Source organism: Streptomyces sp. NPDC020192 (genome assembly GCF_044388685.1).
Taxonomy (GTDB): Bacteria; Actinomycetota; Actinomycetes; order Streptomycetales; family Streptomycetaceae; genus Streptomyces.
The window spans coordinates 253,311-277,816 of record NZ_JBIRXG010000004.1; the positions used below are offsets into that span (position 1 = coordinate 253,311).

General features: G+C 70.9%; 23 protein-coding genes and 3 pseudogenes. 15 read left to right on the forward strand and 11 right to left on the reverse strand.

The genetic code is table 11. From position 1 onward, the window contains the following. Nucleotides 1–38 precede the first annotated feature (38 nt). From argJ to ACH47Z_RS10745, 5 genes and pseudogenes are all read left to right on the forward strand, one after another. Nucleotides 39–1,190, forward strand: coding sequence for a bifunctional glutamate N-acetyltransferase/amino-acid acetyltransferase ArgJ (gene argJ / locus ACH47Z_RS10725; protein ID WP_399072809.1), 1,152 nt, complete (start codon nucleotides 39–41; stop codon nucleotides 1,188–1,190). Continuing rightward, on the forward strand, nucleotides 1,187–2,089 hold the full coding sequence (gene argB / locus ACH47Z_RS10730) for an acetylglutamate kinase (protein WP_399072810.1): 903 nt from the start codon (nucleotides 1,187–1,189) through the stop codon (nucleotides 2,087–2,089). Before argJ ends, argB begins: the two co-directional genes overlap by 4 nt. Then, on the forward strand, nucleotides 2,086–3,291 hold the full coding sequence (locus ACH47Z_RS10735; protein ID WP_399072812.1) for an acetylornithine transaminase: 1,206 nt from the start codon (nucleotides 2,086–2,088) through the stop codon (nucleotides 3,289–3,291). The genes argB and ACH47Z_RS10735 overlap by 4 nt, the downstream gene beginning before the upstream one ends. A gap of 7 nt (nucleotides 3,292–3,298) precedes the next feature. Continuing rightward, nucleotides 3,299–3,844, forward strand: coding sequence for an arginine repressor (locus ACH47Z_RS10740; protein WP_225098224.1), 546 nt, complete (start codon nucleotides 3,299–3,301; stop codon nucleotides 3,842–3,844). A gap of 110 nt (nucleotides 3,845–3,954) precedes the next feature. Then, nucleotides 3,955–4,092: pseudogene (locus ACH47Z_RS10745) on the forward strand (RNA polymerase sigma factor); the annotation flags it as partial. 63 nt (nucleotides 4,093–4,155) lie between these two features. On the opposite strand, the pseudogene ACH47Z_RS10750 reads toward ACH47Z_RS10745, so the two are convergent. The 6 genes and pseudogenes from ACH47Z_RS10750 to ACH47Z_RS10775 form a co-directional block, all read right to left on the reverse strand. Continuing rightward, nucleotides 4,156–4,710 (reverse strand): annotated as a pseudogene (locus ACH47Z_RS10750) (ABC transporter transmembrane domain-containing protein); the annotation flags it as partial. 128 nt (nucleotides 4,711–4,838) lie between these two features. After that, the gene (locus ACH47Z_RS10755; RefSeq protein ID WP_399073036.1) at nucleotides 4,839–5,579 is read right to left on the reverse strand and encodes an FAD:protein FMN transferase; all 741 of its coding nucleotides are present in this window, start codon (nucleotides 5,577–5,579) and stop codon (nucleotides 4,839–4,841) included. A 55-nt stretch (nucleotides 5,580–5,634) separates the two neighbouring features. Further along, on the reverse strand, nucleotides 5,635–6,444 hold the full coding sequence (locus ACH47Z_RS10760; protein ID WP_399072814.1) for an FMN-binding protein: 810 nt from the start codon (nucleotides 6,442–6,444) through the stop codon (nucleotides 5,635–5,637). 17 nt (nucleotides 6,445–6,461) lie between these two features. Next, a complete protein-coding gene (locus tag ACH47Z_RS10765; RefSeq protein WP_399072817.1) occupies nucleotides 6,462–7,844 on the reverse strand; it encodes a ferric reductase-like transmembrane domain-containing protein in 1,383 nt (460 codons plus the stop codon). 80 nt (nucleotides 7,845–7,924) lie between these two features. Further along, nucleotides 7,925–8,416: an FMN-binding protein gene (locus tag ACH47Z_RS10770; protein ID WP_399072819.1), complete on the reverse strand. Its 492-nt coding sequence runs from the start codon at nucleotides 8,414–8,416 to the stop codon at nucleotides 7,925–7,927. A gap of 28 nt (nucleotides 8,417–8,444) precedes the next feature. After that, a complete protein-coding gene (locus ACH47Z_RS10775) occupies nucleotides 8,445–9,794 on the reverse strand; it encodes a ferric reductase-like transmembrane domain-containing protein (RefSeq protein ID WP_399072821.1) in 1,350 nt (449 codons plus the stop codon). Between the two features lie 143 nt (nucleotides 9,795–9,937). On the opposite strand from ACH47Z_RS10775, the gene ACH47Z_RS10780 reads away from it, so the two are divergent. Further along, complete coding sequence (locus tag ACH47Z_RS10780) at nucleotides 9,938–10,687, forward strand: response regulator transcription factor (protein WP_399072823.1); 750 nt, start codon at nucleotides 9,938–9,940, stop codon at nucleotides 10,685–10,687. Further along, nucleotides 10,684–12,153 (forward strand): sensor histidine kinase, encoded by a 1,470-nt coding sequence (locus ACH47Z_RS10785; RefSeq protein WP_399072825.1) that lies wholly within the window; start codon nucleotides 10,684–10,686, stop codon nucleotides 12,151–12,153. Before ACH47Z_RS10780 ends, ACH47Z_RS10785 begins: the two co-directional genes overlap by 4 nt. Nucleotides 12,154–12,205: 52 nt before the next feature. Here ACH47Z_RS10785 and ACH47Z_RS10790 read toward each other — a convergent pair whose 3' ends face one another. The 3 genes from ACH47Z_RS10790 to ACH47Z_RS10800 form a co-directional block, all read right to left on the reverse strand. Next, nucleotides 12,206–12,910: a L,D-transpeptidase gene (locus ACH47Z_RS10790; RefSeq protein ID WP_399072827.1), complete on the reverse strand. Its 705-nt coding sequence runs from the start codon at nucleotides 12,908–12,910 to the stop codon at nucleotides 12,206–12,208. A 3-nt stretch (nucleotides 12,911–12,913) separates the two neighbouring features. Further along, entirely contained in the window at nucleotides 12,914–13,501 is a 588-nt protein-coding gene (locus ACH47Z_RS10795; protein ID WP_399072829.1) for a pyridoxamine 5'-phosphate oxidase family protein, read from the reverse strand. Between the two features lie 136 nt (nucleotides 13,502–13,637). After that, entirely contained in the window at nucleotides 13,638–14,528 is an 891-nt protein-coding gene (locus ACH47Z_RS10800) for a hypothetical protein (RefSeq protein WP_399072831.1), read from the reverse strand. Nucleotides 14,529–14,698: 170 nt separating this feature from the next. On the opposite strand from ACH47Z_RS10800, the gene ACH47Z_RS10805 reads away from it, so the two are divergent. The 6 genes and pseudogenes from ACH47Z_RS10805 to ACH47Z_RS10830 form a co-directional block, all read left to right on the forward strand. Beyond that, nucleotides 14,699–15,892 (forward strand): argininosuccinate synthase, encoded by a 1,194-nt coding sequence (locus tag ACH47Z_RS10805; RefSeq protein ID WP_399072833.1) that lies wholly within the window; start codon nucleotides 14,699–14,701, stop codon nucleotides 15,890–15,892. Nucleotides 15,893–15,937: 45 nt separating this feature from the next. Beyond that, nucleotides 15,938–17,371: an argininosuccinate lyase gene (gene argH, locus ACH47Z_RS10810; RefSeq protein WP_399072835.1), complete on the forward strand. Its 1,434-nt coding sequence runs from the start codon at nucleotides 15,938–15,940 to the stop codon at nucleotides 17,369–17,371. Nucleotides 17,372–17,484: 113 nt separating this feature from the next. Then, nucleotides 17,485–18,456: an aldo/keto reductase gene (locus ACH47Z_RS10815; RefSeq protein ID WP_399072837.1), complete on the forward strand. Its 972-nt coding sequence runs from the start codon at nucleotides 17,485–17,487 to the stop codon at nucleotides 18,454–18,456. Between the two features lie 84 nt (nucleotides 18,457–18,540). Continuing rightward, a complete protein-coding gene (locus ACH47Z_RS10820; protein ID WP_399072838.1) occupies nucleotides 18,541–19,092 on the forward strand; it encodes a TetR/AcrR family transcriptional regulator in 552 nt (183 codons plus the stop codon). Next, nucleotides 19,089–20,612, forward strand: a complete 1,524-nt coding sequence (locus tag ACH47Z_RS10825; protein WP_399072840.1) for an MFS transporter — start codon at nucleotides 19,089–19,091, stop codon at nucleotides 20,610–20,612. The genes ACH47Z_RS10820 and ACH47Z_RS10825 overlap by 4 nt, the downstream gene beginning before the upstream one ends. A gap of 195 nt (nucleotides 20,613–20,807) precedes the next feature. Further along, nucleotides 20,808–21,161: pseudogene (locus ACH47Z_RS10830) on the forward strand (hypothetical protein); the annotation flags it as partial. A 146-nt stretch (nucleotides 21,162–21,307) separates the two neighbouring features. Here ACH47Z_RS10830 and ACH47Z_RS10835 read toward each other — a convergent pair. Beyond that, nucleotides 21,308–21,685, reverse strand: a complete 378-nt coding sequence (locus ACH47Z_RS10835) for a nuclear transport factor 2 family protein (protein WP_399072842.1) — start codon at nucleotides 21,683–21,685, stop codon at nucleotides 21,308–21,310. An 81-nt stretch (nucleotides 21,686–21,766) separates the two neighbouring features. After that, entirely contained in the window at nucleotides 21,767–22,438 is a 672-nt protein-coding gene (locus tag ACH47Z_RS10840) for a lysophospholipid acyltransferase family protein (RefSeq protein WP_399072844.1), read from the reverse strand. Between the two features lie 272 nt (nucleotides 22,439–22,710). On the opposite strand from ACH47Z_RS10840, the gene ACH47Z_RS10845 reads away from it, so the two are divergent. Together ACH47Z_RS10845 and ACH47Z_RS10850 are read left to right on the forward strand one after the other, a co-directional pair. Beyond that, a complete protein-coding gene (locus tag ACH47Z_RS10845) occupies nucleotides 22,711–23,898 on the forward strand; it encodes a glycerophosphodiester phosphodiesterase (protein WP_399072846.1) in 1,188 nt (395 codons plus the stop codon). A gap of 93 nt (nucleotides 23,899–23,991) precedes the next feature. Beyond that, a complete protein-coding gene (locus tag ACH47Z_RS10850; RefSeq protein WP_399072848.1) occupies nucleotides 23,992–24,498 on the forward strand; it encodes a sigma-70 family RNA polymerase sigma factor in 507 nt (168 codons plus the stop codon). The last annotated feature ends 8 nt before the right edge of the window (nucleotides 24,499–24,506 follow it).

Below are 24,506 nucleotides of genomic sequence, written 5' to 3' on the forward strand. Positions count from 1 at the left end.
CTGCGCTGCACGGGCGGAGAAGCGAACAAGGAGACACAGTGAGCGTGACGGCAGCGAAGGGATTCACGGCGGCCGGTATCGCCGCCGGGATCAAGCAGAACGGCAACCCGGACCTGGCCCTCGTGGTCAACGAAGGGCCCCGCCGTGCCGCCGCGGGCGTCTTCACCTCCAACCGCGTGAAGGCCGCGCCGGTGCAGTGGTCCGAGCAGGTCCTGGGGAGCGGCCAGGTCTCGGCGGTCGTCCTCAACTCCGGTGGTGCCAACGCCTGTACGGGCCCCAAGGGCTTCCAGGACACCCACGCCACCGCCGAGAAGGTGGCCGAGGTGCTCGGCCGGGGCGCCATCGAGGTCGCCGTGTGCTCCACCGGACTCATCGGCGTCCTGCTCCCCATGGACAAGCTGCTCCCGGGCGTCGAGGCGGCCGCGGGCCAGCTGTCCGAGCACGGCGGTGAGAAGGCGGCCATCGCCATCAAGACCACCGACACCGTCCACAAGACCTCCGTGGTCACCAAGGACGGCTGGACCGTCGGCGGCATGGCCAAGGGCGCCGGCATGCTCGCGCCCGGCCTCGCCACCATGCTGGTCGTCCTCACCACCGACGCCGACCTCGACAGCGAGACCCTGGACCGGGCCCTGCGCGGCGCCACCAAGGTCACCTTCGACCGGGTCGACTCCGACGGCTGCATGTCCACCAACGACACCGTCCTGCTGCTCGCCTCCGGCTCCTCCGGCGTCACCCCCGAGTACGCGGAGTTCGCCGACGCGGTGCGCACCGTGTGCGCCGACCTCGGCCGGCAGCTCATCGGCGACGCCGAGGGTGCCAGCAAGGACATCAAGGTCGAGGTGATCAACGCGGCCAGCGAGGACGACGCCGTCGAGGTGGGCCGCTCCATCGCCCGCAACAACCTCCTCAAGTGCGCGATCCACGGCGAGGACCCCAACTGGGGCCGTGTGCTCTCCGCGATCGGCACGACGAGCGCCGCCTTCGAACCGGACCAGCTCAACGTCGCCATCAACGGCGTCTGGGTGTGCAAGAACGGCTCGGTCGGCGAGGACCGCGAGAAGGTGGACATGCGCTACCGCGAGGTGCACATCGTCGCCGACCTGGCCGCGGGCGCCGAGACCGCGACGATCTGGACCAACGACCTGACCGCCGACTACGTCCACGAGAACAGCGCCTACTCCTCATGACCACGACGCGGAAGCACACCGCCCTGCCCAAGGCCCAGATCCTCATCGAAGCGCTGCCCTGGCTGACCCGGCACAACGGCAAGACCGTCGTCATCAAGTTCGGCGGCAACGCCATGGTGAACGAGGAGCTGAAGGCGGCCTTCGCCCAGGACGTCGTCTTCCTGCGGCAGGCCGGCCTCAAGCCCGTCGTCGTGCACGGCGGCGGCCCGCAGATCAGCGCCGCCCTCGACCGGCACGGCATCGTCAGCGAGTTCAAGGCGGGCCTGCGCGTCACCACCGAGGACGCCATGGACGTCGTACGGATGGTGCTCGCAGGCCAGGTGCAGCGCGAGCTGGTCGGCCTGCTCAACCAGCACGGCCCGCTCGCCGTCGGCCTGACCGGCGAGGACGCCCACACCATCACCGCCACCAAGCACACCCCCGAGATCGACGGCGAACTGGTCGACATCGGCCGGGTCGGCGAGATCACCGCCATCGACACGGGCGCGATCGAGGCCCTGCTGGCCGACGGCCGTATCCCGGTCGTGTCGTCGATCGCCCGGAGCCAGGACGACGGACATGTCTACAACGTCAATGCTGATACGGCAGCTGCGGCACTCGCTGCTGCGCTGGGCGCCGAGACCCTCATGGTCCTCACCGACGTCGAGGGCCTCTACGAGGACTGGCCGAACTCCGACGAGGTGATCAGCCGCCTCACCGCTTCCCAACTGGAGAAGCTGCTGCCGGAGTTGAGCTCCGGCATGGTGCCGAAGATGGAGGGCTGCCTGCACGCCGTGCGCAACGGCGTCACCACCGCCCGCGTCATCGACGGCCGGGTCCAGCACTCGATCCTGCTGGAGATCTTCACCGACGAGGGCATCGGCACGATGGTCGTGCCCGACGAAAAGGGGGACTCATGAGCAACCAGGAGCTGACCGCGCGGTGGCAGGGCGCGCTCATGAACAACTACGGCACCCCGCGGCTGCCCCTCGTGCGCGGTGAGGGCCTGACGGTGTGGGACGCCGAGGGCCGGGAGTACCTCGACTTCGTCGGCGGCATCGCCACCAACGCCCTCGGCCACGCCCACCCGGCGATCGTGGAGGCCGTCAGCAGGCAGATCGCCTCGCTCGGCCACATCTCCAACTTCTTCATGGCCGAGCCCACCGTCACCCTCGCCGAGCGGCTGCTCCAGCTCTTCGGCCGGGAGGGCAGGGTCTTCTTCTGCAACTCAGGCGCCGAGGCCAACGAGGCCGCCTTCAAGATCGGCCGGCTGACCGGGCGGACGCACATGGTCGCCACGACCGGCGGCTTCCACGGCCGGACGATGGGCGCCCTCGCGCTCACCGGACAGCCCGCCAAGCAGGACCCGTTCCGCCCGCTGCCGGCCGACGTCACCCACGTGCCCTACGGCGACGCGCAGGCGCTGGCCGCGGCGGTCACCGAGGAGACGGCCCTGGTGATCATCGAGCCGATCCAGGGCGAGAACGGGGTCGTGGTGCCCCCGGCCGGCTATCTGAAGGCCGCGCGCGCGATCACGGCCGCCACCGGTGCCCTGCTGGTCCTGGACGAGGTGCAGACCGGCATCGGCCGCACCGGCACCTGGTTCGAGTACCAGGCCCACGAGGGCGTGCTGCCCGACGTCGTCACCCTGGCCAAGCAGCTCGGCGGCGGACTGCCGCTCGGCGCCACGGTGGCCTTCGGCCGGGCCGCCGAACTGCTCCACCCCGGCCACCACGGCACGACGTTCGGCGGCAACCCGGTCGCCTGCGCCGCCGGGCTCGCCGTCCTCGACACCATCGCGGACCAGGGCCTGCTGGAGAACGTCAAGCGGCAGAGTGCCGCGCTGCGCGAGGGAATCGAGGCGCTGGGCCACCCGTTGATCGATTATGTTCGGGGTGCCGGTCTGCTGCTGGGTATCGTGCTCACCGGGCCGCACGCACCGCAGGTGCAGCAGGCGGCCCAGGAGGCCGGGTTCCTGGTGAACGCGCCCGCCCCCGACGTCGTACGGCTCATGCCGCCGCTGAACCTTCGCGACGACGAGGTGGGTGCGCTGCTCCGGGCGCTTCCCGGCATCCTCGACGCAGCGAACCCGGTGGACGGGGACGGACGATCCGGAGAATGAGACGACGATGAGCGAGGCGCAGGACCACGAGCAGGCGGCGGGTGCCGGGCCCGCCGTACCGCAGACCCGCACCGCACGGCACCGCCGGATCGTGGACATCCTCAACCGGCAGCCGGTGCGGTCGCAGAGCCAGCTGGCCAAGCTGCTCGCCGACGACGGGCTGAGCGTCACCCAGGCGACCCTCTCCCGGGACCTCGACGAGCTGAACGCGGTGAAGATCCGCAACACCGACGGCGACCTGATCTACGCGGTGCCGAGCGAGGGCGGTTTCCGCACGCCCCGCGCTCCGCTGGGCGAGTCGGCGAAGGAGGAGCGGATGCGGCGCCTGTCCCAGGAGCTGCTGATCTCCGCGGAGGCCTCGGCCAACCTCGTGGTCCTGCGGACCCCGCCGGGCGCGGCCCAGTTCCTGGCCTCGGCCATCGACCAGGCCGAGCTGCACGACATCCTGGGCACGATCGCCGGTGACGACACCCTGATGCTGATCAGCCGGAATCCGACCGGCGGTCAGGCGCTGGCGGACCACATGCTGCGACTGGCGCAGAACGGGCACTGAGCCCGCATGCGGCACCCCACCCGTCGGCGGAGAATGAGAATGTGATCTTCCGCGAGGGGCGGGCAGGCGGGCGGGCAATCCCCCGGCGGCCGTCGACCGTATACAGGGGTGTGTCGGGTTTCCGGTCCCCCGTGGGCCGCCTTCCGGACGAGGCGCTGCTGTCCGGGCTCGCCACTGGTGATCCGGACCTCGCGGTCGTCTTCGTACGCAGATTCCAGCACCGGGTCTTCGGGGTTGCCATGGCCGTCCCGGGAGAAGTGCCGGGCGGCACCCCAGAACAGCGGCACGATGACCAGGGCGAGCAGGGTGAGGTCCCAGCGCAGGTAGAACAGCAGGCCGAGGAAGACGCCCAGCTGGATCACGTAGGAGAGGACGTCGGCCACCCCCGAGAGCAGGAACGTCTCGACCGCGTCGACATCGCCGGTGACCCGGGAGAGCACGTCCCCGAGCCGGCGGCGTTCGAAGAAGCCGAGGGACAGCCCCTGGACATGCCGGAAGACGTCGGAGCGCAGCGCGAGCAGGAAGCGTTCGCCGACCCAGGCGGACGTCATGTCGTCGGCGAAGCCGAGAACTCCGGAGCAGACGACGAGCCCCAGACAGGCCGGCGCGATCCACAGAAACGGGCCCAGCTGCCGGGAGACCAGCACCTCGTCGACCACGCTCTTGAAGAGCCAGAGTTCGGCCGCGTCGACGGCGGGGCCGGCCACACCGAGGACGACGAGGGGCACGAGCCAGTGCCGGCCGCCGCGGGTGTACGGCCAGAACCTCCGGAACACCTCGCGCGGCGGCACGGCGGGTGCGGGCGGCACGACGGCGTGAGCGGACCGGATCCCTCGCCCCCCCCCGGCCCGCGTTGTTGTCGTCATGGTGGAGAGCAGGCATGAGCTTGCTGAAGATCGCCATCTGGTTCCTCCTGAAACATCCGGTACAGGAGTTACGTCCCAGGAGCCGAGTTGGATGGCGTTCCGGAGAGAATTTCTGGACGAACCTGGAATCAGCCCAACCGCGCCGCGAGCCCCCCGGTGCACCGCACCTCGTCGCCGGCGGTGATCAGCAGGCCCTCCACGTCCGGCAGCGACTCCAGCCAGGCCAGCCCCGCGCGCGAGCCCATCGCGAACGCTGCCGTCGCCCAGCAGTCCGACCAGGTCAGTTTCGGTCCCACGACCGTCACCGCCACCAGATCCGTCACCGCCGGCTTTCCCGTACGCGGGTCCACGATGTGCGCGCCCCGCTCGGCCGTGCCGGAGGTCGCGACCGACAGCTCATCAGTCCCCGCCGTCGAGATCACCGCGGCCAGGCCGCCCGGGCGGAGAGGATCGGCCACCCCGACCCGCCAGGGGCGCTGTGGCTCGGGCGCGCCGAGCAGCTGTACGTCTCCGCCGCCGTTCACGCTGACCCCGCACACCCCGTCCACCTTCGCCAGCAGCCGTGCCGCACGCTCGGCGGACCAGCCCTTGACGATGCCGGTGGGGTCGAGGGAGCCCTGGTAGCGCGGGCTGAACCAGCCCTCGCTGACCCGTTCCGCCTCGGCCGCGAGGGCCAGTACCTCGGTCATCTCGGGGGAGCAGTCCGCGACGGTCAGTTCACCCCGGGCCAGCCGTGAGACCTCGCTGTCCTCGCGGTACGTGGAGAACAGCGCGTCCACCCGGTGCAGGCCCGCGACCGCCTCGGCCAGGGCCTGCCGTACCGCACGCGGTTCCCCGCCGCGGACGTCGAAGGAGAAGACCGTCCCCATGACCTCCTCCGCGTGCCGCACCGCGGCGGGAGCCTCGGCCGGCTCGGCCACCGTCTCAGCCACCGGCCTGGTCCAGCGCCGACTGGAGCGACTGCTTGTAGCCGGTGCTGGTGTAGGTCGCGCCGGACACCGCGTCGATGCTCGCGTTCCCGGCCGTGACCGCCTCCTGGTTGAGCTTGGGGACGGCCATCGCCGTCTTCTGGTCGCTCAGGCCGCCCTTCGGGGCCTGGACCGCCGACGCCTGGGTGATCTTGCCGCCGCTCACCGTGATCCGTACCTGCACCGGACCGTACTGGGTCTGCGCCACCTGCCCGGTGACCGTACGAGCCTGCGCGGCACCAGAAGATCCAGAGGAACCGGAAGATCCGGAAGAACCGGACGCCGAGGACCCGGCGGACGTCTTCACCTTGTCCAGCGCCGACTGGAGCGACTTCCTGTACCCGTTGCTCGTGTACGTCGCCCCGGACACCGCGTCGATCTGCGCGCTCTGCGCCGCCACGGCCTCCTGGTTCAGCTTGGGGACGGCCAGCGCGGTCTTCTGGTCGCTCAGGCCACCCTTGGGCGCCTGGACCGCCTCCGCCCGGGTGATCTTGCCGCCCGCGACGGTCAGCCGTACCTGCACGGTCCCGTACTGCGTCTGCGTGGCGTCGCCGGTCACCGTGCCGGTGGCCGCACCGGCCGGCTGGGTCCCGGCCTGTGTTCCGCCCTGCGGTGCTTCCTGCCCTGCCACGTTCTGCTGCGGGGCCGTGCCCGCCGCGGCCGACGCCGGACCGGACGCCGGCTTCAGCGACAGCAGGAGCACGACACCGGACACGGTCGCGGCCGTGACCAGCACGATCCGCCGAAGGGGGTGGGTCTTCCTCATCTGTCCTCAGCTCCCGCTCACATCTCGAACGACTCGTGATGGATGCGGCGGGCGGGGACCCCCGCACCGCGCAGTGCCTCGTACACCGACTGAGCGAACCCGGGCGGGCCGCACATGAACACGTCGTGCCGGTCGACGTCCGGGATCTTCCGCTGGAGGTTCTCCGCGGAGATGTCCGGCCGCTCGCCGTCCGGGCTGTTGACCGCGTACATCAGCCGGGCGCCCCGCTCGTCGGCGATCGCCGCCAGCTCGTCCCACAGGGCCAGGTCCTGGGTGGTGTTGGCCCGGTAGAGAAGGGTGATGTCACCGGCCGCGCCCGGCAGTGTCTCGAACAGGGCCCGCATCGGTGTGATCCCGACCCCGCCCGCGACCAGCAGCACCTTGCCCCGGCTGCGCCGCTGCGCGGTCATCGCCCCGTACGGGCCCTCGGCCCACACCCGGGTGCCGGGCGTCAGCTCGCGCAGCCGGGCGCTGTGGTCGCCGATCGCCTTCACGGTGATCCGCAGCATGTCCGGGCGGGGCGCGGCGGACAGGGAGTACGGGTGGGAGCTGAAGCGCATGCCGGGGGCGAGGAAGCGCCAGCGGAAGAACTGGCCCGCCTCCGCACCCATCCGGTGCAGCCTGCGCCCGCCGATCAGCACCGACACGATGCCCGGCGTCTCCTCGATGACCGCCTCGACGTACATCCGGTGCCGGAGGTTCAGCCGGATCGGGGTGAGGATCCGGTACCAGATCACCAGGGCGGTGACACTGCCGTACAGGCCGTACCAGAACGTCGTGGCCATCGGCGCGACCGCGAAGTCGTTGCCGCTGGTGATCTGGTGCCAGAACGTCAGGAACACCGCCCCGTACGTCAGCAGATGCACGTGGTACCAGGTGTCGTACGGCATCCGGCGGCGCACCGGGCCGATCGACGTCAGGCCGATGAACACGAACAGGCCCGTGCCGATGGCCGCCTTGCCCATGTCGGGCAGCTGGTTGATGGAGTCGATGGTCTGCTGGACGATGTCGCTCAGCGACTTGCCCGCCTGGAGCGCGTACCCCCACATGATGAGGAAGACGTGCGCCACGATCAGGCAGAGGGTGTAGCGGCCGCTCATCGCGTGCCAGCGGGCCACCCGGTCCGAGCCGACCCGCCGCTCCAGCGCCGGGACGCGCGCCATCTGGAGCACGACCAGCGCCATCAAATAGCCGGCGAGCAGGCCGGTGATCCGGCCCGCGTTCAGGATCCTGCTGTTGTCGTCGGCGACGGACGGTGTGTTCTGCCACCACATCCAGAGCACCGCCGCCGCGCCGGCCCAGACCGCGAGAAGCAGCGGGACGGCCGGCGAGCGGCGCGGGCGGATGCGGCGCATCGTCTGTCGGCGGGCGGCACGGCCGCCCGCAAGGGTGGTGGTCACGGTTCCTCCGTGGGGACTCGGGGGACTCGGCCCTTGGCCCACAGATACGTGCCGCATGTGCTCGGTGTTCAGCCGGGTGTTCAGCGGCCCGCCGCGTCCAGCGCGGACTGCAGGGACTGCTTGTAGCCGGTGCTGGTGTACGTGGCGCCCGACACCATGTCGATCTGCGCGCTCTGCGCGGACAGCGCCTCACGCCGCAGCTGGGGGAGCGCGTAGCTGTTGATCTCCTGGTCGCGCGGGTTGTCCTGCGGGTACTGCACGGCTGTCACGTCCGTGAGCTTCCCGCTCTGGATCGTCACCCGCACCTGGACCGGACCCCAGCGGGTCTGGACGGTGTCGCCGGTGGCGGTCCTGGTGCCGGCGGTCTTCGTAGCCGAGGTGGAGCCGCTCGAAGGAGTCGTGGAACCCGAGGGCGTCGAACTGCTCGACACAGAGGGCGACTTGGCGTCGGCCGTGGCCAACGCCGGGCTCGTGTGCGGCTTCAGGGACAGCAGCAGCACCATCCCGGAGACGGTGGCGGCGCTCGCCAGCACGATGCGGCGGAGCGGACGGTTCTTCTTCAACGCGTGCACAGGTACGGCCTCACACCTCTCGGAACTCTCACAGCTCGAACGACTCGTGGTGGATACGGCGGTCCGGCACCCCGGCGGCCCGCAGCGCCTCGTACACGTCCCGCGCGAAGCCGTGCGGGCCGCAGAGGTAGACGTCGTGGCCGGCGAGCCCGGGGAAGGTGGCGCGCAGCGACTCGGCCGATATGTCCGGGCGCTCCCCGCCCGGCCCGTTCAGCGCGTACAGCACCCGCCCGCCGCGCCACTGCGCGATCGCCTCCAGCTCCCCGCCCAGCGCAAGGTCCTCCGCGCCGCGCGCCCGGTACAGCAGGGTGACCTCACCGGGCAGGGTCTCGAACAGCGCCCGCAGCGGGGTGACGCCGACCCCGGCCGCGATCAGCAGCGAGTGGTGGCCGGTGGCCCGGTCGGCGGTCAGGGAGCCGTACGGCCCCTCCGCCCACACCCGGGTGCCGGGCCGCAGCAGGGCGACGGCCGCACTGTGGTCGCCGAGCGCCTTGACCGTGATGCGCAGCAGGTCCGGGCGCGGCGGCGCCGACAGGGAGTACGGCGTCGACGTCCAGCCCATGCCCTCACCGAGGAACCGCCAGCGGAAGAACTGCCCCGGCCGCGCGCCGAGTTCGTCCAGATGCCGCCCGCGTACGACGACCGAGTACACACCCGGCGCCTCCTTGTGAACCGAGTCCACACGCAACCGGTGGCGCCGGTTGAGCCGCACCGGGGCGAGGATCCGGAACCACAGCACCAGGGCCGCGACGCCCAGGTACAGCGCGTACCAGAGCGCGGTCGCCACCGGCTTGCCGTTGAACTCGTCGCCCAGGGCCAGCTGGTGGAAGAAGGCCAGGAAGACGGCCGCGTACGTGAGCAGATGGACGTAGTACCAGAACTCGTGGCTCGTCCGGCGGCGCACGGCCCGAGCCGAGGTGATGCCGACCGCGAACAGGATCACCGTGCCGGCACTCGCCTTGAGCATGTCCGGGTAGTCCAGGACGACGGTGACCGTCTCGTGCCAGAGCGAGGCATGGTCCTGGGCGGCGTACCCGGTGAGGATCAGCACGATGTGCGCCACGAGCAGGCAGACCGTGTACCGGCCGGCCATCGCGTGCCAGCGCGCCACCCGGTCGGAGCCGACCCGGTTCTCCAGCAGCGGCACCCGCGCCATCAGGCCGACCAGCACCGCGCAGGCGTACCCGCACAGCAGGCCGGCGATCCGTCCGGCGCCGGTCAGCCAGCCGGCCGTGCCGACCACGGATCCGGTGCCGGCCCACCAGAGCGCCACCGCGCCCGCCGCCCCGGCCCACAGCACGGCCAGCACGGGCCCCGCGGGGGAGGGCCGGGCGGTCACGGGGCCGGCGTAGGAGCGCCGCGCATCCACGGTGGTCATCAGTGGCCTTCCCTTCGTACGACGTGCCAGGCCACTGTGCGGGGCGAAGCTCTGAGACACCTCTGAGCAACCTGTACTCACAGCAAACTCAGAGGAGTGGTGGTACGTCCCACTGCTCCGCAGGGGTGATGCTGGTAGACGCGATGAACACCACCCGTGCCCCCCGTTCCGGCCGCCCGGCCCTCACCCGCCCCGACGGCACCCCGCTGCGTGTCCTCGTCGTCGACGACGACCCCGACCTCGCGGAGGTGCTCACCGGCGCCCTGCGCTACGAGGGCTGGGAGGTACGCGCCGCCGGCGACGGCGCCTCGGCCGTCAGCACCGCGCGTGAGCTGCTGCCGGACGCCGTCGTACTCGACGTGATGCTGCCCGACACGGACGGCTTCGCCGTGCTGCGCCGGCTGCACGAGGTGAAGCCCGACGTCTGTGTGCTCTTCCTCACGGCACGGGACGCGGTGGAGGACCGGATCGCCGGCATCACCGCGGGCGGCGACGACTACGTCACCAAGCCCTTCAGCCTGGAGGAGGTCGTCGCCCGGCTGCGCGGCCTGCTGCGCCGCGCGGGCATGGCCCGCCAGCTGGAGGACGGGCCGCGGCTGGTCGTCGGCGACCTGGTGATGGACGAGGAGGCCCGCGAGGTCACCCGGGCCGGCGAACTGATCGAACTCTCACCCACCGAGTTCGAACTCCTCCGCTTCCTCATGCGCAACCCGCGCCGCGTGCTCAGCAAGGCACAGATCCTCGACCGGGTCTGGTCCTACGACTTCGGCGGCCGGGCCCACGTGGTCGAGCTGTACATCTCCTACCTGCGCAAGAAGGTCGACGCGGGCCGCGAGCCCATGATCCACACCGTGCGCGGGGCGGGCTATGTGCTGAAGCCGGTGGCCCGGTGAGGTTCCTACGGCGGCTGCCCCGGCCCCGCACCCTGCGCGCCCGGCTCACCGTCGGCCTGGTGGTGCTGCTCGCGATCAGCTGTGCCGCGGTCGGCGGGGCGGCCGTCGTCGAGCTGAACGGCTTTCTCACCCGCCGGCTCGACCAGCAGCTCCAGCAGGCCGGACCGGCCTTCCCGCAGAGCCTGGAGCACGGCACCTACAAGCCCTCGAAACCGTCGGACCAGGACGGCGACGAGCACGGCGACACCCGCCGCCAGGCCGCCGAGACGTTCGGCGCCCGCCTGCTGAACGGCCGGGTCACCAGCGCGGCGGTGGTGCCCACCAGTGACGGACAGGACCCCGATGTCCCCTTGACCGCCGCCGACCGCACGGCCGTGGCCGGGATTCCGGTGGACGGCCGGGGGCACACCGTGTGCCTGTCCCACCTGCACGACTACCGCCTGATGGCGTGGCGGGGGAGAGACGGCGACGTGCTGGTGACCGGCCTGCCGACGGAGCCGGTCCGCGCCGCGGTCACCCGCCTCGAACTGGTCGCGGTCGTCGTCTTCGGCCTGGCCCTGACCGTCGCCGGCGTGGCCGGGGCGCTGTGGGTCCGCTGGTCGCTGCGCCCGCTGAGCCGGGTCGCCGCGACCGCCACCCGGGTCAGCGAACTGCCGCTGGCCAGCGGCGAGGTGGCGCTGCCGCCGCGCGCCCCGGGCAGCGACCCGCGCAGCGAGGTCGGCCGGGTGGCGGCGGCGTTCAACCGCATGCTCCGGCACATCGAGGACGCCCTGACCAAACGGCACGCCAGCGAGGAGCGGCTGCGCCGGTTCGCCGCCGACGCCAGCCACGAGCTGCGCACCCCGGTCGCCTCGGTCCGCGGCCACGCCGAACTGGCGCTCCTCCACCCCGGCCCGGTGCCGCCCGAGGTCACCCGGGCCCTGGAGCGCATCAAGGCCGAGTCCTCCCGCATGGGCGAGATGGTGGACGACCTGCTCCTGCTGGCCCGCCTGGACGCGGGCCGCCCGCTGGAGAGCCGCCCGGTGGACCTGACCCACCTGGTCCTGGACGCGGTCACCGACGCGCGGGCCGCGGGTCCCGACCACCGCTGGACCCTCGACCTCCCCGAGGACCCGGTGACCATCCCGGGCGACGCCCACCGCCTCCACCAGGTGCTGGCCAACCTGCTGGCCAACGCGCGTCTGCACACACCCGCCGGCACGAAGGTGACGGTGACGCTGGAAACGGACGTGGACGCGGCGATCTTCTCGGTCCACGACGACGGCCCCGGCGTCCCGGAGGAGGTCCGGCCGGGCGTCTTCGAACGCTTCACCAGAGCCGACCACCGCCGCCACCCGGACGCCTCCGGCGGCGGGGCGGGCCTGGGCCTGTCGATCGTGGCGGCGGTGGTGGAGGCGCACGGGGGAAGCGTGGGGTTGGAGAGTCGACCGGGGTCTACGACGTTCCGGGTCGGTCTGCCGAGCTGAGGGGCGCGGGGCTGTGTCGATATGCGGCTCCGCCGCGTGGGCGCACGGTACATCAATACCGGGTCACCGCTGTAGCTCCGTCAACAGTCCCAATGGCAACATGCGGCCCCCTCTGAGGCTCGGCCCACTGAAGAATCCGCCGCATCGCATCCTCCGGCACCGACACACAACCAGCCGTCGCCGCAAGCCCGTTGACATGCAGAAAGATCCCCGCACCCCGCCCCCGGACGGGCCGGTCGTAGTTGAACCCGATGACCAGCCCGTACGCATACTGCGCCGCGTAAGAGATCAGATGCTCGGACTCGGACGCCCGGCAGTCGTCCGGCAGCGGCTCGACCCACCGGTTGTACGACGCCGAGTCATTGTCCTGGCACCACCACGAACCCTCCCGCACCGCCCGGTACGCGACGCTCGTCCCGCCCGGCGCCGGCTTGATCCCGAAACCGAAGGGAAGGCCGTAGAGCCCGGTCGGTGTCGTGTTCGTCCCCTGCTTCCGCGTGGTCCCCTCCGCCAGTCCGTTCGCCCCGAACCGCGCCGGTGCCGAGCCCGCCCGCACCCACTGGCCGTCCCGCAGGTCCCACCAGGTGACCGTCCCCGACGTCGAGTCCGCGCCGGGCGCCTGCGCGGTGATCAGCTGGCTGCCGCCGCCGGTGTCCGCCATCCGCGCGGGCAGCGGCACGGACCCGGGGGCCGGCGCGGAGCCGAGCAGGGCGAACGAGGACGCGGAGACGAGGGCGAGGGCGACACCGGGGCGCATGGCTCAGACGCTAGACGGAGGCAGCGGCAACGGCAGCCCGGGTAGGCCGTCCAGGCTCGTCGCCACGTGCTGCTTCTTCTCGAAGTACAGGCTCAGCGACGCGTCGTCCTCGCGCGCGAAGCGCTTCCCGTGCAGGTCACGGTCCTCCTCGTACGCCATGAAGGGGACGGCGTACCCACATGTGTCCCGCACCAGCTCCGCGTGGACGACGATGATCGCGCGCAGCCCGTGCGGGGTCGGGTCGATGTCCAGGAAGTGCGTGAGCAGCTCCGTGAAGCGCGGGTCGTCGCGGAAGACCGGCTCGCCCCGGCCGTGGACGCGCACGATGTTCGGCGGGCCCTGGAAGGCGCACCACATCAGGGTGATCCGCCCGTTCTCCCGCAGGTGCGCGACGGTCTCGGCGTTGGAGCCGGCGAAGTCCAGGTAGGCCACGGTCAGTTCGTCCAGGACGGCGAACGAACCCTTCAGGCCTTTGGGGGAGAGGTTGACCGTGCCGTCGCCGGAGAGCGGGGCGGTCGCGGTGAAGAACAGGGGCTGCTCCTCGATGAACGTGCGGAGTCTGCCGTCGATGCGTTCATAAGTCTTTCCCATGTCTAACGATTATTGACTTAGCTCCTTTGTTTGTCTAAGGAATTGCCCCGGGGATTCCCGTGCCCGGGGATTCCCGTGACGGACACCAGGGCCGCCCCGGCCGGCGCTCGTCGGGGCGGCCCTGCAGCCTGCTACCTCACTTGTTGAGCGTGCAGGCGGCCAGGGAGTCGAGGCCGGTGGGCTTGGTGCCCTTGCGGCCGATGGCGATGGCGATGCGGTCGATGGTGGAGACGCGCTTGTCCTTCAGGGGGCCGAGGATGGCGTTGTTGACGAAGTTGGGTCCGCCCTGGCCGACGGTGTTCTGCAGGCGGGTGTTGGCTTCCTGGATCTGGGTCTGGAGCAGGGTGAGGTTGCGGTTGACCTCGGCCTGCGCGGACGCCGGGACGGCGGGCAGCTTGGAGGCGACGTCCGGGCAGGTGATCGTCCCGGCCCCGGTGTTCCCGCTCGCCGCCGCGCCGCCCGCCTGCTGGCCCGCCGTGCCGTTCGACGCGGTGCCGCCACCGGCGTTCGCGCCACCGGCGTTCGCACCACCCGCGTTGGCGTTGCCCGTGTTCGCGCCGCCGGCGTTCGCGCCGCCCGCGTTCAGGGCGCAGGCGGCCAGGGAGTCGAGGCCGGTGGGCTTGGTGCCCTTGCGGCCGATGGCGATGGCGATGCGGTCGATGGTGGAGACGCGCTTGTCCTTGAGGGGGCCGAGGATGGCGTTGTTGACGAAGTTGGGTCCGCCCTGGCCGACGGTGTTCTGCAGGCGGGTGTTGGCTTCCTGGATCTGGGTCTGGAGCAGGGTGAGGTTGCGGTTGACCTCGGCCTGCGCGGACGCCGGGACGGCGGGCAGCTTGGAGGCGACGTCCGGGCAGGTGATCGTGCCGGGGCTCGCCGCCAGCGTGCGGGCGTTCGTCGTGCCGTCGCTCTTGTCGGGCGTCCCGGCGAGAGCCGAGCCGGCGATCACGGCGCCGGACAGCACCACGGCGGCAGCGCCGCCGATGAAGGCCACACGACGCTTGTTGTACTTCGGAAGAGCCCTGGACATGCGGATGCCTCACTTGGGTCAGGAGTGGGTTCAGCGGTGAGACGCGGCGCCTGCGCTCGGCGAGGAGTACGGGAAAGCGATTGCCATTGTTCAAGGCTCCTGAGAATTGACGAATCATGCAGTCCTCTGCATACTCATGCATATCGAGAGTGCAGTGTGAGGAGAACCCCGTGACCGAGCGCGTCGTACTCGCCTATTCGGGCGGTCTGGACACCTCCGTCGCCATCGGCTGGATCGCCGAGGAGACGGGCGCCGAGGTCATCGCCGTGGCGGTGGACGTCGGCCAGGGCGGCGAGGACCTGGACGTCATCCGCAAGCGCGCCCTCGCCTGCGGGGCCGTCGAGGCCGAGGTCGCCGACGCCAGGGACGAGTTCGCCGACGAGTACTGCCTCCCGGCGATCAAGGCCAACGCCCTCTACATGGACCGCTACCCGCTGGTCTCGGCGCTCTCCCGGCCGGTGATCGTCAAGCACCTGGTCGCCGCGGCCGAGAAGCACGGCGCCACGACGGTCGCCCACGGCTGCACCGGCAAGGGCAACGACCAGGTCCGCTTCGAGGCCGGCATCGTCGCCCTCGCCCCCGACCTGAAGTGCATCGCCCCGGTCCGCGACTACGCGATGACCCGGGACAAGGCGATCGCCTTCTGCGAGGCCAAGCAGCTCCCGATCGCCACCACCAAGAAGTCCCCGTACTCCATCGACCAGAACGTCTTCGGGCGCGCGGTCGAGACGGGCTTCCTGGAGGACATCTGGAACGCCCCGATCGAGGACATCTACGAGTACACCGCCGACCCGGCGGAGCCCCGCGAGGCCGACGAGGTGGTCATCACCTTCGAGGCGGGCGTCCCGGTCGCGGTCGACGGCGAGCCCGTCACCGTCCTGCAGGCGATCCAGCGGCTCAACGAGCGCGCCGGCGCCCAGGGCATCGGCCGGATCGACATGGTCGAGGACCGCCTCGTCGGCATCAAGTCCCGCGAGGTGTACGAGGCCCCCGGCGCGATCGCGCTGATCACCGCCCACCAGGAGCTGGAGAACGTCACCGTCGAGCGGGAACTCGCCCGCTACAAGCGGCAGGTCGAGCAGCGCTGGGGCGAACTGGTCTACGACGGCCAGTGGTTCTCCCCGCTCAAGCGCGCCCTGGACGGCTTCGTCAACGAGGCGAACCAGCACGTGACCGGCGACATCCGGATGACCCTGCACGGCGGCCGCGCGGTCGTCACCGGCCGGCGCTCCGCGTCGTCGCTGTACGACTTCAACCTCGCCACCTACGACACCGGCGACACCTTCGACCAGGCGGCGGCCAAGGGCTTCATCGACATCTACAGTCTGTCGTCGAAGATCGCGGCCAAGCGTGACCTGGCCTGAAATCCTGGCCTGACACCGACCAAACCTTCCCTAGGAGCAGCGCAAGTGAGCAGCAACAGCGGTGACGTACGGCTCTGGGGCGCCCGTTTCGCCGACGGTCCCTCCGAGGCCCTGGCGAAGCTGTCCGCCTCCGTCCACTTCGACTGGCGGCTGGCGCCCTACGACATCGCCGGTTCGCGAGCCCACGCGCGCGTGCTGCACAAGGCGGGCCTGCTCACGGACGACGAGCTGACGCGCATGATCGCCGGACTCGACCAGCTCGAGGCGGACGTGGCCGACGGCTCCTTCGTGGGCACGATCGCCGACGAGGACTGCCACACCGCGCTGGAGCGGGGTCTCCTGGAGCGCCTCGGGCCCGACCTCGGCGGCAAGCTCCGCGCAGGCCGCTCCCGCAACGACCAGGTGACAACCCTCTTCCGGATGTACCTCCGGGACCACGCCCGCACCATCGGCGGCCTGATCGCCGACCTCCAGGACGCCCTGATCGGCCTGGCGGAGGCGCACCCGGACGTGGCGATGCCCGGCCGCACCCATCTCCAGCACGCCCAGCCGGTCCTCTTCGCCCACCACGTCCTGGCCCACGCCCAGTCCCTGTCCCGGGACGCGGAGCGCCTGCGCCAGTGGGACGAGCGCACTGCGGTCTCGCCGTACGGCTCGGGCGCCCTCGCCGGCTCCTCCCTCGGCCTGGACCCGGAGGCGGTGGCCAAGGACCTCGGGTTCGAGCACGGCAGCGTCGGCAACTCCATCGACGGCACGGCCTCCCGCGACTACGTCGCCGAGTTCGTCTTCATCACCGCGATGATCGGCGTCAACATCTCCCGGATCGCCGAGGAGATCATCCTCTGGAACACGAAGGAGTTCTCCTTCGTGACCCTGCACGATGCCTTCTCCACAGGCTCGTCGATCATGCCGCAGAAGAAGAACCCGGACATCGCCGAGCTGGCGCGCGGCAAGTCCGGCCGCCTCATCGGCAACCTGACCGGCCTGATGGCGACCCTCAAGGCCCTCCCGCTCGCGTACAACCGCGACCTGCAGGAGGACAAGGAGCCGGTTTTCGACTCCATCGACCAGCTGGAGCTGCTGCTCCCGGCCTTCACCGGCATGATGGCGACGCTCACCGTGCACCGTGAGCGCATGGAGGAACTGGCCCCGGTCGGCTTCTCCCTCGCCACCGACATCGCCGAGTGGCTGGTCAAGCAGGGCGTACCGTTCCGCGTGGCCCACGAGATCGCCGGGGAGTGTGTCAAGGTCGCCGAGGCCGAGGGCAAGGAACTGGACGACCTGACGGACGAGCAGTTCGCGAAGATCTCGACTCACCTCACGCCCGAGGTGCGGTCCGTCCTCAACGTCCCCGGCGCGCTGGCCTCCCGCAACGGCCGAGGCGGTACGGCGCCGAGCGCGGTCGCGGTCCAGCTGGCCGAGGTGAAGGCGGACGTGGCACAGCAGCACCAGTGGGCCAGGGCGAAGAAGCAGGGCTGACGCACTCGCACTCGCCAGAGCACCGAAGGAACCGAGTTCTTGGGCGGAGTCAAAGGTCATCGCGGGTTACGTTGGTCGGAAACCGTACCGGAGCCGACCGAACGGAGCCCGCGATGCCCTTCGCCCGCCTCGCAACAGCAACCACGCCGACCTGCCACATCGGCCTCGGCCTGGCCGCAGTGGGTCGCCCCGGCTACATCAACCTCGGTCGCGAGGAGGACCTCGGAGAGAACCGCAGCGTCGAGGCCCTGCGCACCCGTACCTTCGAACTCCTCGACGCCGCCTACGCCCAGGGCGTGCGCTACTACGACGTCGCCCGCTCCTACGGCCGCTCCGAGGAGTTCCTCGCCGACTGGCTGAACGCCCGCCCCGACATCGACGACGTGGTCGTCGGCAGCAAGTGGGGCTACACCTACACCGCCGGCTGGTCCACCGACGCCGAGCGGCACGAGGTCAAGGACCACAGCCTGGCGTCGTACGACCGCCAGCGCGCCGAGACCGACGCGCTGCTCGGCGACCGCCTCGACCTCTACCAGATCCACTCGGTGACCCCCGACAGCCCGGCCCTCACCGACAAGGACCTGCACGCGCGGCTCGCCGAGGCTGCCGCCCAGGGCCTGACCATCGGTTTCTCCACCAGCGGCCCCGCCCAGGCCGACGCGATCCGGGCCGCCCTGGAGATCACCGTCGACGGCGAGCGACTCTTCCGTACCGTCCAGTCGACGTACAACGCGCTGGAGACCTCGGCCGCACCCGCCCTCGCCGAGGCGCACGACGCGGGGCTCACCGTGATCGTGAAGGAGGGCGTGGCCAACGGCCGGCTCGCCGCGCCGCACGCGCCCCAGGTGCTGCAGGCCGTCGCCGAGGAGACCTCCCTCGGCTGTGACGCCGTGGCCCTCGCCTGGATCCTGCGCCAGCCCTGGGCGGGCGTCGTCCTCTCCGGCGCCGCGACCGTCCCGCAGCTCTTCTCCAACCTGCACGCCCCCGCCGTCGACCTCGACGCGGACCAGCTGACCCGCCTCGCCACCCTCGCCGAGGACCCGCGTGCCTACTGGGAGCGGCGCGGACAGCTGCCCTGGCACTGATCCCACACCCTTCCTCACCAGCAGGAATGAGTCGTGCATGCCTAATGTGAGACAAGAATGTCTCACATGGGCTACCCTCGTCTCATGGCTCTGGACCGTGACCATGTGCTGCGCAGCGCAGCCGCCCTGCTGACCCGTAAATCCACCGCGACCATGGACGAGGTCGCCAAGGCCGCCGGGATCAGCCGGGCCACGCTGCACCGCCACTTCGCGGGGCGCGACGCGCTCGTCCGGGCGCTGGAGGCGCTCGGGATCGCGGAGTGCGAGGCGGCGCTGGACGCGGCCCGGCTGGACGAAGGGTCCGCGAGCGACGCCGTACGCAGGCTGGTGCGCGAGATCCAGCCCGCCGCCGGACTGCTCGCCTTCCTGTACGGCGAGAGCCAGCTCTGGGAGGGCGACCGTCAGAACGACGGCTGGCTCGGCCTGGACGCCCGGATGAGCGCGGTGTTCCAGCGCGGACAGCGGGCGGGCGAGTTCCGTATCGACCTCACACCGGTCTGGCTCACCGAGGCGCTGTACGGACTGATCGCCTCGTGCGCCTGGGCCACCCTGGACGGCCGCGTGGCCTCCCGGGACTTTCCGACGATGGTCGCCGAGCTGCTGCTCGGCGGCGCGCTACGAAGAGAGGAACCATGACCAGCACCCTGCAGCCGGCCCGCGCGGCGGAGACGGAGAAGCGACCGGGCCGTTGGCTCGCGCTCTCCGTCCTCGTCCTGGCCGTGCTGCTGGTGGCCGTCGACGCCACCGTCCTCGGCCTGGCAACCCCTTACATCAGCGAAGACCTCAAACCCTCCGGCACCCAGCTCCTCTGGATCGGCGACGTCTACTCCTTCGTCATCGCCGGTCTGCTGGTCTCCATGGGCAGCCTCGGCGACCGCATCGGCCGCAAGCGGATCCTGCTCGGCGGAGCCACGGCGTTCGGCGCGATATCGGTGCTCAACGCCTACGCCACGACATCAGAGCTGATGATCCTGGCGCGGGCACTGCTCGGTGTCGCGGGCGCGACCCTGATGCCCGCCACCCTCGCCCTGATCCGCAACCTCTTCCACGACCCGCGCGAGCGCAGCCTCGCCGTGGGCATCTGGGGTGCGACCGCATCGGCCGGTACGGCCGTCGGCCCGATCGCGGGCGGCTTCCTGCTCGAACACTTCTGGTGGGGCTCGGTCTTCCTCATCAACCTGCCGGTGATGGCGGTCCTGGTCCTCGTCGGCATCCGCACGCTGCCGGAGTCCCGTAACCCGAACCCCGGCCCCTGGGACCTGGTCAGCGTCGTCCTGTCGCTGGTCGGCATGATCGGTGTCGTGTACGCGGTCAAGGAGCTGGCCACGCACGGCGTCACCTGGCCCACGCTCGCCGCGGGCCTGCTGGGCGCGGGCGCGCTCTCCGGCTTCGTCCACCGCCAGCTCACCATGCCGGCCCCGCTGCTGGACATGCGGCTGTTCCGGCGCCGCGGCTTCAGCGGGGCGGTCCTCGCCGACCTGCTGACCGTGCTCGGCATGTCCGGCCTGGTGTTCTTCCTCTCCCAGTATCTGCAACTCGTCCAGGGCAGGCGCCCGTTCGAGGCGGGCCTCGCCGAACTGCCCGCCGCCGTGGGCGCGGTGGCGGCCGGCCTGATCGCGGGCCGCGCCGCCCGCCGCTTCTCGGTACGGGCCGTGGTCTCCGGCGGCCTCGCCGCGGTGGGCCTCGCCCTGGCCGCGCTGACGACGCTGAGCGCGTCGACGGGCTACCCGGTCCTCGGCGCCGCGCTGCTGGTCGTGGGCATCGGCGCCGGCTTCTCCTTCACGGTGACGGCCGACGTGATCCTCTCCAGCGTGCCCAAGGAACAGGCCGGCGCCGCCTCGGCGGTCTCCGAGACGGCGTACGAACTGGGCGCGGCCCTGGGCATCGCCCTGCTGGGCTCGATCGTGACGGGCGTCTACCGCGACTTCACCGGCCCGGCGGACACTCCGCCCCAGGCCCACGAGTCACTGGGCGCAGCGGTCGAGGCATCGCAGCACATGTCCCCGCACACGGCCGCCCAGATGCTGGAAGCGGCCCGCGAATCTTTCGTCCACGGCCTCCACCTGGCCTCGGGCGCGGGAGCGGCGGTCCTGCTGGGGACGGCGCTGGCGGCGTGGTTCCTGCTGAAGGGACAGAAACTGGAAAGCGCCGGATGAGGTGAGAAACCCAGGGGCGCGGGGCTGTATCAATATGCGGCTCCGCCGCGTGGGCGCGAGAAACCACAACGCACCCGCGCCCGCAAGCGAACAGGGTGACCGCATAGGTTCACCGGGTTGGCGGTCGTGGCGGTTGGATGTGCGGCGACGTCCGATCCGATCGCTGGAGGCCCGGTGGCCGAGCCTCGCGCGATGATGTTGCTCGCCTCGGCGGGCGGGAACCGGGTGCCGGTGATCGCCCAGCACGTGCACGGCCGCGTCATCCGCATCGGCCGTGAAGCCTTACGGTGCCTGCTCCGGCGCCGCGGCATCACCTTCCAGCGCACCAAGACCTAATGGAAGGAGTCGCCCGACCCTGATCGCGGCGCCAAGGTCGACCGGATCGAGCAGGTGCTGGAACGCTTCCCGGACCGGGTCTTCGCCTTCGACGAGTTCGGGCCCCTGGGGATCCGGCCCACCGCAGGCTCCTGCTGGGCGAAACAGGGCAAGCCAAACCGGCTGCCGGCGACCTACCGCCGCACCCACGGCGTCACCTACTTCCACGGCTGCTCGAGGCCCACTTCGGCCCGCTGCGGCAGCGAGAAGGGCATCCGCTGGGGCGGACGCCCCCTCAACACCGCAGCCTGACCAACCGCGAACAGCAGCCTCCGAACGCCGACGGGGCAAGTTCAGAAGGACAGCGACAGAAGGATGACTCAGGAGGCGAACGGCTCGATCTCCCCCGCAAAGACGATGACCTGGTCGATGAGGCTCCGCCGCAGATGGACGACGTCCGTTCCCGCCAGGCGGGGACCTCCATCCGGCGTGGTGAAGACCCACTGGTACCGGGCCCACTCGTCAGGCATGTCCACCGCCGAGCAGCGCACCATCGTGCCGGTCCCCGCCGGGTGGCGCCGGATGTCCAGCACGAACCGCTCGACCGCCGCGATTCCTTCGCTGCGACCCAACGGCCCCCAGAAGACCACGTCTGAGGTCAGAGCCTGGGAGAGCAGGGCAGTCACATAGCTGTCGGCCGAGGCGTTGAACGCGGAGATGAACGTGTCGATCGCGGAGCGTGCAATCTCTTCCTGCATGCCCCAGTAATACCAGCCGTGTCGCGTGCGCTCGTCCCGCGAGCCGCCTTCCGATCACGGTGAACCATCCCGGTCACAGCACTAGGCGGCCTTGGCCTTCGTCGCGTACATATCCACGTACTCCTGCCCACCCAGCCGCATGACCTCAGCCATCACGGAGTCGGTCACCGCCCGCAGCACATACCGGTCCCGGTCCATCCCGTCGTACCGCGAGAACTCCATCGCCTCACCGAACCGAACGGTGACCTTGCCAGGCCGCGGAATCCCCCGACCCCCCGGCTGCAGCTTGTCCGTACCGATCATGGCGAACGGAACCACCGGCGCACCGGTCATCAGCGTCAGCCGCGCGATACCGGTGCGCCCCCGGTACAGCCGCCCGTCGGGCGACCTCGTGCCCTCGGGGTAGATCCCGAAGATCTTGCCCTCCTCCAGGATCCGCCGCCCGGTCATCAGCGCGGCCACGCCGCCGTTGGCCCCGTCCCGGTCCACCGGGATCATGCCGACGCCGGTGAAGAACCAGGCCATCAGCCGGCCCTTGAAGCCCTTGCCGGTGACGTACTCGTCCTTGCCGATGAAGTGCACCTGCCGTTTGGTGACCAGCGGCAGCACGATCGAGTCGATGAACGTGAGGTGATTGCCCGCCAGGATCACCGGGCCGTCGCCCGGGATGTGCTCCACGCCCTCAACCTGTGGGCGGAACATCAGGCGCATGATCGGTCCGAGCACTGCCTTGATGAGCGCGAAGCGGGACAACGGGTCCTCCGATGTCGAGGGGCGTTATGAGTCTGTGCAGGTGAGGACATTACTCGCGGTTCCCGGCCGAACGCACATCGGGTACGCCCGGTTCACCCAGGTCTTACGAACTGTTGACACGCGTTTACCCGCAGGTCCTGCCGTCCACCGGACACACGGCGTCACCCGGGTGTTCCGGTTCAGGTCTCCCTTCGGTCATGAGTGCGACCCTACGATCGCCCCGACTTCACGGACGAAGACGTACACGCAGACGCGGACGGCAGGAGACGCTGATGGGCAGCGACCAGGCGAATGAGCGGAATCAGGGCACGGGACAGGGCACCGGACGGCGGGCGATCCTCGGCGCGGCGGTGTTCGGCGCGGGCGGGGCGGTCCTCGGGCTGCCGGGCACGGCGAACGCGGCCGAGGCCCGGACCGCCAAGCCCGCGGGCCGGGGGCTGAAGAGCCTGCCGAAGCCGGCGATCATCGGCCACCGGGGTGCCAGCGGCTACCGTCCCGAGCACACCTTCGGCTCGTACAACCTGGCCCTGGACCTGGGCGCCGACGTCGTCGAGGCCGGTGACCTGGTGCCCACCAAGGACGGCCATCTGGTCTGCCGGCACGAGCCGGAGATCGGCGGCACCACGGACGTCGCCTCCCACCCCGAGTTCGCCGACCGCAAGACCACGAAGGTGGTCGACGGGGTGTCGACCACCGGCTGGTTCACCGAGGACTTCACACTCGCCGAGCTGAAGACGCTGCGCGCGGTCGAGCGCATCCCGGCCAACCGGCCGCACAACACCCTCTACAACGGGCGCTGGGAGATACCCACGTTCGAAGAGGTCCTCAAGTGGCAGGACGAGCAGACCCGCAAGCGCGGCAAGCAGGTCTGGATCTACCCCGAGACCAAGCACCCCACTTACTTCCGGGGGCTCGGCCTCGGCCTGGAGGAGCGGGTGGCGAAGCTGCTGCGCAAGTACGGCAAGGACGGCCGTAACGCGCCGGTGATCCTGCAGTCCTTCGAGCCCAGCAGCATCCAGAAGCTGAACCAGCTGGTGGACAACCCGCTCGTCGTGCTGCTCTCCTCGGCGGACAGCCGCCCCTACGACTTCGTCGAGGCGAACGACCCGCGCACGGTCGCCGACCTGATCACGCCCAAGGGCCTCAGGGAGATCGCCGGCTACGCGCAGGGCATCGGCCCCACGCTGGACCTGATCATCCCGAAGGACGCGAACGGCAAGCTCACCAAGCCGACCACCCTGGTCGCCGACGCGCACAAGGTGGGCCTGATCCTCACTCCGTACACCATGCGCAACGAGAACCCCTTCCTGCCGGCCGACTTCCGCAAGGGCAGCGCGGCCGACGGCTACGGCGACCCCTTCGGCGCGTTCAGGACGTACTTCGCGACCGGCATCGACGGCGTCTTCACCGACAACGCCGACACCGGCGTCCTCGCCCGCGCCGACTTCCTGGCCCGCTGAGCCGTCGTCAACCGTTCGACCCGTCGCGCCTCGTTCGGGCTGACTCTGCGCCGCCCCAGAAACTCCTGTCCAGGGCGGCGCGTCGTTCCGCATATGACGCACGACCTGGTTGCCGCCCTGCACCCGCTGCTCACCGCCGAGGCCTCGGCCGAGGCATATGCCGCCGGGAGCGAGCCCGGCGACCTGGAGCAGGCCGTCTGGCTCCGGCTGCTGGAGCGGCTCGAGCGCGACGGGCCGCCGCTCGATCCCGAGGGCTGGCTGCGCAAGGCCGTCCGCGCCGAGGCCCGCCGCAGCCGCCGTACCACTCGCCTGGAACGCCCGTACGGCATCGAGCCGGCCGACGACACCCGGCCCGGCCCCGAGCAGCTCGTCCTCACCGCCGCCCGGTACCGCGCGCTGCGCGAGGCGGCGCGCCGGCTGCCCGGCCGCTGCCCCCGGCTCATCGAGGCCCTGCTCTCCCCGAAGGACCTGACATACCGGGAGATCGCGGGGGAGTTGGGTATCTCACAGGGCAGTCTCGGCCCGGAACGCTCCAGATGTCTGGGATGTCTACGGCGTTTGCTCACACCGGAGGTTGCGGCGCGCGAAGCGCGGGGATAGGAGTGAGA